This is a genomic window from Methylobacterium oryzisoli (genome assembly GCF_046557895.1).
In the GTDB taxonomy this organism is placed as follows: Bacteria; Pseudomonadota; Alphaproteobacteria; order Rhizobiales; family Beijerinckiaceae; genus Methylobacterium; species Methylobacterium oryzisoli.
Map to the genome: position 1 here is coordinate 89,445 of NZ_JBKIBX010000008.1, position 10,089 is coordinate 99,533.

Annotated in this window: 11 protein-coding genes; 5 read left to right on the forward strand and 6 right to left on the reverse strand. The window is 72.4% G+C overall.

What is annotated here, in order from left to right:
- From ACKUB9_RS10260 to ACKUB9_RS10275, 4 genes are all read right to left on the reverse strand, one after another.
- Entirely contained in the window at positions 1–789 is a 789-nt protein-coding gene (locus ACKUB9_RS10260; protein ID WP_407521446.1) for an ABC transporter ATP-binding protein, read from the reverse strand.
- Positions 786–1,838, reverse strand: coding sequence for a branched-chain amino acid ABC transporter permease (locus ACKUB9_RS10265; protein ID WP_407521444.1), 1,053 nt, complete (start codon positions 1,836–1,838; stop codon positions 786–788). Before ACKUB9_RS10265 ends, ACKUB9_RS10260 begins: the two co-directional genes overlap by 4 nt.
- Positions 1,838–2,698, reverse strand: coding sequence for a branched-chain amino acid ABC transporter permease (locus ACKUB9_RS10270; protein WP_407521442.1), 861 nt, complete (start codon positions 2,696–2,698; stop codon positions 1,838–1,840). Before ACKUB9_RS10270 ends, ACKUB9_RS10265 begins: the two co-directional genes overlap by 1 nt.
- Before the next feature lie 61 nt (positions 2,699–2,759).
- Positions 2,760–3,929, reverse strand: coding sequence for an ABC transporter substrate-binding protein (locus ACKUB9_RS10275; protein ID WP_407521440.1), 1,170 nt, complete (start codon positions 3,927–3,929; stop codon positions 2,760–2,762).
- Positions 3,930–4,122: 193 nt separating this feature from the next.
- Here ACKUB9_RS10275 and ACKUB9_RS10280 point away from each other — a divergent pair, with 193 nt between their 5' ends.
- The 4 genes from ACKUB9_RS10280 to ACKUB9_RS10295 are packed head-to-tail and all read left to right on the forward strand — an operon-like array spanning position 4,123 to position 7,858.
- Positions 4,123–5,475, forward strand: coding sequence for an acyclic terpene utilization AtuA family protein (locus tag ACKUB9_RS10280; RefSeq protein ID WP_407521438.1), 1,353 nt, complete (start codon positions 4,123–4,125; stop codon positions 5,473–5,475).
- Positions 5,476–5,479: 4 nt separating this feature from the next.
- The gene (locus ACKUB9_RS10285; RefSeq protein WP_407521436.1) at positions 5,480–5,866 is read left to right on the forward strand and encodes an AtuA-related protein; all 387 of its coding nucleotides are present in this window, start codon (positions 5,480–5,482) and stop codon (positions 5,864–5,866) included.
- The gene (locus ACKUB9_RS10290) at positions 5,863–6,810 is read left to right on the forward strand and encodes an SMP-30/gluconolactonase/LRE family protein (protein WP_407521434.1); all 948 of its coding nucleotides are present in this window, start codon (positions 5,863–5,865) and stop codon (positions 6,808–6,810) included. The genes ACKUB9_RS10285 and ACKUB9_RS10290 overlap by 4 nt, the downstream gene beginning before the upstream one ends.
- A 1-nt stretch (position 6,811) precedes the next feature.
- A complete protein-coding gene (locus ACKUB9_RS10295) occupies positions 6,812–7,858 on the forward strand; it encodes an SDR family oxidoreductase (protein ID WP_407521432.1) in 1,047 nt (348 codons plus the stop codon).
- Here ACKUB9_RS10295 and ACKUB9_RS10300 read toward each other — a convergent pair.
- Both ACKUB9_RS10300 and ACKUB9_RS10305 read right to left on the reverse strand, forming a co-directional pair.
- Positions 7,848–8,927 carry an alpha/beta fold hydrolase gene (locus ACKUB9_RS10300; RefSeq protein WP_407521430.1) on the reverse strand — a complete coding sequence of 360 codons (1,080 nt, stop codon included), beginning with the start codon at positions 8,925–8,927 and terminating at the stop codon, positions 7,848–7,850. The two genes, ACKUB9_RS10295 and ACKUB9_RS10300, sit on opposite strands and share 11 nt — an antisense overlap.
- Before the next feature lie 34 nt (positions 8,928–8,961).
- Positions 8,962–9,342: a response regulator gene (locus ACKUB9_RS10305; RefSeq protein WP_407521428.1), complete on the reverse strand. Its 381-nt coding sequence runs from the start codon at positions 9,340–9,342 to the stop codon at positions 8,962–8,964.
- Positions 9,343–9,504: 162 nt separating this feature from the next.
- Here ACKUB9_RS10305 and ACKUB9_RS10310 point away from each other — a divergent pair, with 162 nt between their 5' ends.
- Positions 9,505–9,975 carry a DUF3237 domain-containing protein gene (locus ACKUB9_RS10310; protein ID WP_407521426.1) on the forward strand — a complete coding sequence of 157 codons (471 nt, stop codon included), beginning with the start codon at positions 9,505–9,507 and terminating at the stop codon, positions 9,973–9,975.
- Positions 9,976–10,089 lie beyond the last annotated feature (114 nt).

Below are 10,089 nucleotides of genomic sequence, written 5' to 3' on the forward strand. Positions count from 1 at the left end.
TCAGGCTCCGAGATAGACGCGGACCACCTCCGCGTCGCTGCGCACCTCGTCGGGGGTGCCGTGCTTGATCAGCCGCCCGCGGTCGAGGGTGGTGACCCGGCCGCAGACCCGGAAGACGAAGTCGGTGTGGTGCTCCACGAGGAGCACGCCGACCCCGCCGTCGCGGATGGTGCGCACGATGTCGGCGAGGTGGGCGATCTCGGCCCCGGTGAGGCCGCCGGCCGGTTCGTCGAGGAGCAGGAAGCGCGGGCGCAGGGCGAGCGCCCGGGCGATCTCCAGGAAGCGCTGCTCGGCATGCTCCAGCAGGTTCGCCCGCCGGCCGATCGCGTGGCCGAGCCCGACCCCGTGCACGAGGTCGGCGGCCCGCTCGCGCAGGCCCTTCTCCTCGCGCAGCACGGCCGGCAGGCCGAGCGCGGTGGCGAGGAAGCCCGCCCGCACGTCGCGCCACGCGCCCAGCATGGCGTTGTCCAGCACCGTGAGGTGGCCGAGGAGCCGCGGCTTCTGGAAGGTGCGGGCGATGCCGAGCCGCGGGCGGCGCTGCACCGAGCGGCGCGACAGCGCCTCCCCGTCGAGGCGCACCTCGCCCGCATCCGGGCGGTAATAGCCCGAGAGCAGGTTGAGGAGCGTGGTCTTGCCCGACCCATTGGGGCCGATCAGGCCGTGGATCTCGCCGGGCCGCAGGTCGAGCGAGACCGCGTCGAGGGCGGTGACGCCGCCGAAGCGCTTGGTGACGGACTCGGCCGCGAGGCTTTTCGCGGTGGGCGTGGGCAGGGCTGCTGCGGCGCTCACGGCAGGGCCTCCCGGGCGAGCGCCGGCGCCTCGGCGGGCTGACCGGCATCGGCCGGCGCGGCGCCGAGCGCCCGGCGCAGGCGGGCGAGGTCGGGGCGGACCTCGTGGCTGCGGTGCGGCTCGCCCTTCAGGCGGGCGGCCAGCACCTCGACGAGCCGGCCGATGCCCTCCGGCACCAGCAGCACCACGACGAGCAGGGTCAGCCCGTAGAAGAACGTGCCGAGCTTGGCCAGCGGCGCCACCAGCTCGGGCAGAGCGGTGAGCACCGCCGTGCCGATCAGGGGGCCCAGGATGCTGCCGCGCCCGCCGATGATGATGCAGACGAAGAAGAACAGCCCGATCTCGAACACGAAGGTGTCGGGCGTGATGTAGGTCTGGAGCGCCGCGAACAGCGCCCCGCCGATGCCGGCGGTGACGCCCGAGAACACGAACACCGTGAGCTTGACCCGGAAGACGTTGATGCCGACCGAGGCCGCCGCGACCTCGCTGTCGCGCACCGCGATCAGGGCGCGGCCCCACATCCGCCGGGCGATGCCCCAGGTCATGGCCGTCACGGCGGCGCCGATGGCGAGGATCAGCCAGTACTGGCCCCAGGGCGTGTGGAAGGGTGCCGGGAAGCCGGGCACCGACAGCCCGGTGCCGCCGCCCGTGAGCCCGCCCCAGGCCAGCGAGAGCTCGGTGACGATGAGCGCGAAGGCCATCGTCGCCATGGCGAAGTAGAAGCCCGGCAGGCGCAAGGACGGCAGGCCGAGCAGCAGGCCCGCCGCGCCCCCGAGCGCGCCGCAGAGCGGCAGGACGAGGAGCGGGTCGAGCCCCAGCGTGCCGGCCAGCACCGCGAAGCCGTAGGCGCCGACCGCGAGCAGGCCGACATGCCCGATCGAGAGCTGGCCGGCGAAGCCGACCACGAGGTTGAGGCCCGCCACCAGCACCCAGTAGGCGCCGATGAGCGAGACGAGGTGCAGCTGGTAGAGGTCGCCCGACCACCAGGGCAGCGTGACGAGGGCGAGGCCGGCGAGGACCAGCGAGAGGCCAGAGGCGGAGGCGCGCATCAGACCGGCCGCACCCGCCTGGCGCCGAGCAGCCCCTCGGGCCGCACGAGGAGCACCAGCATCAAGAGCCCCACCGCGATCGTCTGCTGGTACTCGCCCCCGAACCAGTAGGTCGCGAAGGCCGAGAGCAGGCCCAGGCCCGCCCCGCCCAAGAGCGCGCCGAGGTTGCTGCCGAGCCCGCCCACCGCGAGCGCGATGAAGCCGTTGAGGGTCAGCGACAGGCCGAGCGCGAAGAACGCGAAGGTGAGCTGCCCGGCCGCGAAGCCCGCGAGCCCCCCGAGTGCCCCGGCAAGCAGGTAGGAGGCGAGGCGCACCCGGTCGGTCGGGATGCCGCGGGCGCGCGCCGCGAAGGCGTCCTCGGAGGTGGCCTGGAACAGCTTGCCCCACAGGGTCAGGCGGTAGAAGGCTTCGAGCCCGGCCGTCATGATGAGCACGGTGAGGATCGGCAGCCAGTACTTCTGGTCGAGGAGCCCGGCCGAGAAATCCTGCGGGATCAGGCGGGGAAACGGCTTCGGCTCGGTGCCCCACCACAGGCCGACCGCCTGCTGGAGCATGGTGGCGAGCGCGAGCGTCGAGAGCAGCCACAGGTGCTCGTCGGAGCGCGCCAGCACCCGGCGCACGCCGACGATCTCGGTGACCCCGCCGAACAGCGCCCCCACCAGGACCGCGCCGATGAGGCCCACCGGAGCCGGCAGCCCGAGCCCGGTGATGAACCACGCCCCGAACACGCCGCCCAGCATGCAGAGGTGGCCGGTCGTGACGCTCAGCACCTTCGAGGTCGAGTACATCACGTTGTAGGCGAGCGCCGTCGCCGCGTAGACGGCGCCGATGGCCAGCCCTGAGACGATCACGGCGAGCATGGGGCGGCTCCCTGCGAGGCGCGGCGGTCCCCTCCCTGGTTCGGAGGACGAGCGTATCGGGTCACCGCGGCGCCGCGTCGTAGCAGCCGTCGCGGAAGGTGTTGGCGATGTTGGCCACGATGTTGCGGTCGGGGAAGCCGTTGTGGTTCTCCGGGCTCCACGTGTAGGTGGCGTAGACGCCGGGGAAGTCCTTGGTCCCCTCCAGCACCGCCTTGATCTTCTGCGGCTCGGTGGAGCCGGCTTTCTTCACCGCGTGCTCGATGATCTTCACGGTGTCGTAGCCGAGTGCGACCCACCAGAAGGTGAAGTCGATCTTGCCGCCGAGCGCGGGCTTCACCGTGTCGATGAGCGCCTGGGTGCGCGGGGGCAGCTTGCCGTCCACGTAGGTGGTGCTCTGGTAGCCGGCCGCGAAGGCGTTCTGCCAGTAGTCCGGCTTGTTGAGCAGGCCCTTGATCGGCAGGGCCATCACCGCGGGGTGGCCCACCACCGGCACGTCCCAGCCCATGTCGCCGCGGGTGTTGAGGATGCGGGCCATCAGGCCGGTGGCCGCGGTCCAGGGCATCACCACGTCGGCGCCCGCGGCCCGGGCCTTGGTCATCTCGTCGGTGAGGTCGGTCTTGTTGGGGTCGATCAGCACCGAGTAGACCGGCTTGACCCCCGCCTGCTCCAGGAGCGCCGCCGCGGTCTTGGCGCTCGACGTGCCGTAGCCCGAGGTGTCGCCGATCACCGCGACCTTGCGGCGCTTGAGCACGTCGAGGGCGTAGGCGTTGCCGCCGGAGATCCACTGCGTGTTGGTGTTGATGGCCCGGAAGGCCAGCGGGTACTTCCTGGCGTCGATCAGCTCGTCGATCGAGCCGATGACGATGTTGGGGATGCCGGCCCGCGCCACGATCGGCACGGTGGCGAGCGACTCGCCCGAGTTCACCGGGCCGATGATGAACTGCACCTTGTCGCTGAACAGCAATTGCTGGGCGAGGTTCACCGCCTTGGTGGGCTCGCCCGCGGTGTCGCGGGTGAGCAGTTCGAGCTTGCGGCCGTTGATGCCGCCGGCCCGGTTGATCTCGTCCACCGCGAACTGGACGCCCTGGTTCTCGGCGATCGCCGCCGAGGAGAGCGGCCCGGTCAGCGAGGAGAGCCAGCCGATCTTGATCGATTCCTGAGCCCGCGCCGCGCCGGCCCCGAGAACCAGCGCGCAGAGGCCGAGCGCGCGCACCCACACCGGTGTCCGCATGTGACGTTTCCTCCGGGGGTCGGGCGTCGTGTCGGCCCGTTGCGAAGATGGTTGCGTCTGGCGGAAGACCTGTCAAGATCGTTCCGACGGAAGGAACGGATTTGCCGGTTTCTTCGCGAGTGCAGCGGATAGTGCCGCTTCATCGTTTCGCCAGACGGAACAACTGTCGGCGGCATCGTCTCGGGGAGGAGACATGACGGGACTGCGCATCGGCTCGGGCTCGGCGTGGTGGGGCGACCGGCTGGAGCCGGCCCGCCGCAATGCCGAGGAGGGCGACCTCGACTACCTCTGCTTCGAGACGATGGCGGAGGCGACCGTCTCGGCGGCCCAGGTGCGCAAGCGCCGCGACCCGTCCTTCCCGGGCTACGACACCTATCTCGACGACCGCATGCAGCGGGTGCTGCCCGGCTGCCTGCGCCGGGGCACGAAGATCATCTCCAACCAGGGCTGGATCAATCCGGAGGGCGCCGCCGAGCGGATGGTGCACTGGCTGCGCGAATGCGGCGCCCCGAAGGGCACGGTGGTGGCGGCGGTGTCGGGGAGCCTGATCACCGACCGCGTCCTCGACATCGCCGGCCCGCTGATGGAGGACGGCCGGCCCGCCGCGGCGCTCGCCGGCTCGATCGTCTCGGCGGAGGCCTACATGGGCGCCGAGCCGATCGTGCGGGCGCTGCGGGAGGGGGCGGCGATCGTCGTCACCGGCCGGGTCGCCGACCCGTCGCTGTTCATGGCGCCGATGATGCACGAATTCGGCTGGGACCCGCTTGACCATGGGCGCCTCGGCCCCGGCAACGGCATCGGCCACGTGCTCGAATGCGGCGCGCAGGTCACCGGCGGCTATTTCTGCGATCCCGGCTTCAAGGACGTGCCCGAGCCCTGGGACCTCGCCTTCCCGATCGCCGAGGTGGAGAGCGACGGCAGCGCGGTGATCACCAAGGTGGCCGGCAGCGGCGGCGCCGTGACCCTGCGCACCCTCAAGGAGCAGCTGTTCTACGAGGTGCACGATCCCGGCCGCTACATCACGCCCGACGTGGTGGTGGATTTCACCACGACGCAGCTGGAGGAGGTCGGCCCGGACCGCGTCCGGGTGAGCGGCATCTCCAGCCAGCCGCGCACCCCCACCCTCAAGGTCTCGATCGCCTGCCAGGAGGGCCATATCGGCGAGGACATGTTCTTCTACGCCGGGCCGGGGGCGCTGCGGCGGGCGGAGCTCGCCAAGCGGATCCTGGAGGAGCGCTTCCGCATCGTCGGGCTCGACGCCGAGGAAATCCGCATCGATTTCGTGGGCGTCAACGCCATCCACGGCGGCCTCTCGCCGCGCGGAGCCGAGCCCTACGAGGTGGCGGTGCGGGTGGCGGCGCGCACCCGGACCCGCGAGGAGGCCCTGAAGGTCGGCCGCGAGGTCGACGGCATGGCGGTCTCCGGGGTCGGCATGACCGGCAAGCGCGTGCCGCACCAGGACCGCACCCGGGAGATCATCGGCGTGTGGTCCTCGCTGGTGCCGCGCGAGGCGGTGACGCCGGTCATCACCTATTACGAGGCCTGAGCTGATGCGCCTGCCCCTCCAGCACGTCGCCCACGTGCGCTCCGGCGACAAGGGCAACACCTCGAACGTCACGGTGATCGCCTACGAGCCGGACCTCTACCCCTACCTCAAGGACCAGCTCACCGCGGAGGCTTTCAGGGCCTTCTACGCCGGGATGGTGACCGGACCGGTCAGCCGCTACGCGGTCGATCACCTCGGCGTCCTGAACTTCGTGGCCGAGGGGGCGCTCGGCGGCGGCGTCTCGCGCTCGCTCTGCCTCGACAATTACGGCAAGGCGCTCTCGGCCGCATTGCTCGGCTTCCCGCTCGACATCCCCGACCGCCTCGCCAACCGCCTGCGCAACCACCACCCCGCCTCCGAGGAGAGCACCGCAGAGGAGAGCCCGGTATGAGCGCCGTTCCGGAGAGCCTGCGCGAGATCGCTTCGGGGCTCCTGTTTCCCGAAGGACCGGTGGCGATGCCGGACGGCTCCGTGCTGGTGGTCGAGATCGGCCGCGGCACGCTCACCCGGATCGCGCCCGACGGCACCAAGACCATCGTCGCCGAACCCGGCGGCGGGCCGAACGGCGCCGCCATCGGCCCGGACGGGCGCTGCTACCTGTGCAACAACGGCGGCTTCCGCTGGACCCCGCCGGGCGATCCGAGCGGCTACCGCCCGATCGGGCAGGCCGAGGATTACTCGGGCGGGCGGATCGAGCGCGTCGACCTCGCCACCGGCGCCGTGGAGGTGCTGTACACCGAGAGCACGAACGGCCCGCTCAAGGGGCCGAACGACCTCGTGTTCGACGGCCTCGGCGGGTTCTACTTCACCGATCTCGGCAAGGTGCGGGCCCGCGAGCAGGACCGCGGCGCGGTCCACTACGCCCGCGCGGACGGCAGCCTGATCCGGGAGATCGTGTTTCCGATCCTCACCCCGAACGGCATCGGCCTCTCGCCGGACGGGCGCATTCTCTACGTCGCCGAGACCGAGACGGCGCGGCTCTGGGCCTTCGACCTCGACGGGCCGGGGGAGATCCGCCGCGAGCCCTTCCCCTCCCCGCACGGCGGGCGCCTCGTGGCCGGGCTGCCGGGCTATCACCGCTTCGACTCGCTCGCCGTCCAGGCCGACGGCGGGATCTGCGTCGCGACGCTGGTGAGCGGCAGCATCAGCATCGTGTCGCCGGACGGATCGTCCGTGCGGCACGTGCCGATGCCGGAGCGCTGGCCCACCAACATCTGCTTCGGCGGGCCGGATCTCGCCACGGCCTTCATCACCCTCTCGTCCACCGGCCGGCTCGCCACCATGCCGTGGGAGCGCTCCGGCCTGCCCCTCCACCACCTGAACCCGCGGGGCTGACATGCCGCACGCGCTCGTCGTCGGCGGCCTCGGGGTCGTCGGTCAGGGTCTCGTCCGCCACATCGCCGGCCGGCCGGGCTGGCGCGTCACCGCCCTGTCGCGGCGGGCGCCGCCTGCGCCCTCCCCCGCCCGCTTCATCCCGGTCGACCTCCTCGACCCGGCCGACGCGGAAGAAAAGCTCGCGGGGCTCTCCGACGTCAGCCACGTCTTTTTCGCCGCCTACGCGGAGCGGCCGAGCCCGGCCGAAGAAGTCGCGCCCAACCTCGCGATGCTGGAGACGGTGGTGCGCCGGATCGAGCGGACGAGCGCGAGCCTCGCCCATGTCAGCCTGATGCAGGGCACCAAGGCCTACGGCACCCATCTCGGTCCCTTCAAGACGCCGGCGCGCGAGACCGATCCGCGCCACATGCCGCCGAATTTCTACTACGACCAGGAGGATTTCCTGCGCGCGGTGAGCCGCGCGGCGGGCTGGACGTGGTCGGCCCTGCGCCCGCGCACGGTCTACGGCTTTGCCGCCGGCAGCCCGATGAGCATGACGGCGGTGATCGGCGTCTACGCGTCGATCTCGAAGGAATTGGGCCTGCCGCTGCGCTTTCCCGGCACGCCGGGCGGCTACCGGGCGATCCAGCAGGCGGTGGACACCGACCTCCTGGCCGAAGCCGCCCTGTGGGCCGCCACGGAGCCGGCCTGCGCGGGCGAGATCTTCAACGTCACCAACGGCGGCCTCTTCCGCTGGGAGCACCTGTGGCCGTGCCTCGCCGCGTGGTTCGACCTGCCCTGCGGGCCGGTCCAGACCCTGCGCCTCGCCGAACAGATGGCCGACAAGGCGCCGCTCTGGGCGCGGATGACCGAGACGCACGGTCTCACGCCCATCGCCTACCGCGACCTCGTGGCGTGGAAGTTCGGCGATTTCCAGTGGCACGCCGACTACGACAGCCTCGTCGAGACCACCAAGATCCGCCGCTACGGCTTCCACGCCATCGTGGACGACGAGGAGATGATGATGCGCCAGATGGCGGAGTTGCGCGCCGAGCGGGTCATCCCGTAGCGGCCGGGGCGTTGCCCGCCCGCCGGGCGATCCAGTCGAGGATGCCCGGCCAGAGCGTCAGATGAGCCGCCGGAGCCACCAGCGGACCGAGATGCTGCAGCATCGGGCCGGGTCCGGGCGCGTAGGTCATTGTCTCCGGCGGCGGTCGCGTGATCAGCGCCAGGCCCCGCTCCAGAGAGGAGGGCGGCACGACGCCGCCGGCCGGGTTGATCACCGCCAGGATCGGGGTGCGCAACGCCGCGATCCCGATCTCGCGCCCGCCGATCGGCAGCGTGCCGGCCCGGAAGCGGTCCTCGCGGTAGAGCTGGTCCACGACGTCCTCGAAGAACTGCCCGGGCAGCGGGAATTCATCGAGCGCCCAGCGGGCCACCCGCAGATGCACCGTGAGCGCGAGCGGGTCGGTCAGGCACGCGGCGAAGTCGGCCAGGGGCTGAAGGCGGAAGACGTCGGGGGCCGCCCCGAGGCTGAGGGCGGTGATGGCCGAGCCCGGCACCGGCGCGCCCAAAGCCGCGCGCAAGGTCCGCGCATGCGGGATCGCCGCCGCCGCGCGGGCGATCGGACCGCCCTCCGCCCCGAAGGCGAGCGGCGCGTCCACCAGGACGAGGCCGCCGACCCGGTCGGGGTGCAGGGCGGCGAAGATGGCCGCGAGGGTGCCGCCCAGCGAGTGGCCGGCGATCACCGGCAGTACCCCCGGGGTCTCCGCCGCGCTTTCCGCCGCGATGGCGTTCAGCGCCGCCGCGGGCAGGCGTTCGGCGAAGTCGGCGAGCCCCCATCCGTCGTCCGCGGCGGTCGGGTCGCGCCACTCGATCAGGTAGACGCGCAGGCCCCGCGCCAGCGCGCGCTGCACCACGCTCACCGGCGGGAGGAGGTCCCAGATGTAGGGCCGCTTGAAGGGGGCCGGGCAGATCAGCAGCGCCGGGCCGTCGCCCTGCCCCGGCGCGTGATAGGCCCGCACCCGCGCGCCGGGCCACTCGGCGAGGATGCGGGAGGGCGTCTCCTGCGGCCCGCGGCCGAGCGCGTCGAGCATCCGCCCGGCCTCGCGGCGCAGCGCGTCGAGCCCCGCGCTCACGGCCGGACCGCCGAAGGCCCGCGGCCGAAGGGCCTCACGGCGCCTCGCCCGCCATGAGCCGCGAGAGCGTCGTCGCGAGCCCGGTCACCAGATCCGGTTTGAGCAGGAACGCCGCGCCGTCCGGGACGGACCATGAGGGATCGTCGGAATGGCCCGACGTGACCACGACGGCGACATGCGGCAGGGAGGCCCGCACGCGATGGGCGAGTTCGTGCCCGTCGAACGGGCCGGGTTCGTGGGCGTCCACCACGAGGCCGCGGATGCCGGGATCCGCCGCCAGGGCGGACAGGGCCGCATCCGTGGTCGGCGCCGTCACCACCGCAAAACCGCTCTGACGGAGCAGGTCCGCGACGGCCTCGCGCTCGGCGGCCTCCTCTTCGACCAGCATGACGACGGGAGAAGCGTCTGGGTCCATCGCAAGGCTCCTGGGGCCGGCCGCGGTCGCGGCGGCGCCTCCCTGCTCAAACCCTCAAGGACCGCGCGCGGATCCGAAGCCGCCGGAGCCGCGCGCCGGATTGCCGGGGCGCGCGCCGTGATGTTCAAGGGGCCAGCTCCGCCGCAGCGCCAGGAGGTCAGCATGGATGCCCCGCTCCCGCTCAACACCGAATTCCTGTTCCGCCTCAGCCTGTCGGTCGCGGCCCCGCAGGTGGTCGGCCCGACCCGCAGCGGGACGCTCCGGATCGTTCCGGTCACGGGCGGCACCTTCGAGGGCCCGCGCCTGCGCGGCGAGGTGGCCGCGGGCGGCGCGGGCGACTGGCTGCGCGTCGAGCCCGACGGCACGACGCATCTCGACGTGCGCCTGACGCTCCGGGAGAGCGGGGGCGGGCTGATCTACTGCCAGTACACCGGCCTGCGCGCCGGTTCGCCCGAGGTGATGGAGCGGCTCGGCCGCGGCGAGGCGGTGGAGCCGGCCGCCTACTACTTCCGCACGGCCGTGCGGTTCGAGACCGGCGCGGCCGACCTCGCGTGGCTCAACCGCCTCATCGCGGTCGGGGTGGGCCAGCGTCCGCCGACCGGACCGGTCTACGACATCTACGCGATCCTCTGACCCGGCACGGCCCGCGTCCCGCCGGCCGCATCAGGACACCTCGAACGCCGTCTCGATCTCCACCGAGATGTTCGAGGGCAGCGAGATCATGCCGACCGAGGAGCGGGGGGGGGG

Bases quoted from the DNA above. Each gene is read 5' to 3' on its own strand.
- ACKUB9_RS10265 (WP_407521444.1), bottom strand. From the start codon at position 1,838: ATGCGCGCCTCCGCCTCTGGCCTCTCGCTGGTCCTCGCCGGCCTCGCC.
- ACKUB9_RS10270 (WP_407521442.1), bottom strand. From the start codon at position 2,698: ATGCTCGCCGTGATCGTCTCAGGGCTGGCCATCGGCGCCGTCTACGCG.
- ACKUB9_RS10275 (WP_407521440.1), bottom strand. From the start codon at position 3,929: ATGCGGACACCGGTGTGGGTGCGCGCGCTCGGCCTCTGCGCGCTGGTT.
- ACKUB9_RS10280 (WP_407521438.1), top strand. From the start codon at position 4,123: ATGACGGGACTGCGCATCGGCTCGGGCTCGGCGTGGTGGGGCGACCGG.
- ACKUB9_RS10285 (WP_407521436.1), top strand. From the start codon at position 5,480: ATGCGCCTGCCCCTCCAGCACGTCGCCCACGTGCGCTCCGGCGACAAG.
- ACKUB9_RS10290 (WP_407521434.1), top strand. From the start codon at position 5,863: ATGAGCGCCGTTCCGGAGAGCCTGCGCGAGATCGCTTCGGGGCTCCTG.
- ACKUB9_RS10295 (WP_407521432.1), top strand. From the start codon at position 6,812: ATGCCGCACGCGCTCGTCGTCGGCGGCCTCGGGGTCGTCGGTCAGGGT.
- ACKUB9_RS10305 (WP_407521428.1), bottom strand. From the start codon at position 9,342: ATGGACCCAGACGCTTCTCCCGTCGTCATGCTGGTCGAAGAGGAGGCC.
- ACKUB9_RS10310 (WP_407521426.1), top strand. From the start codon at position 9,505: ATGGATGCCCCGCTCCCGCTCAACACCGAATTCCTGTTCCGCCTCAGC.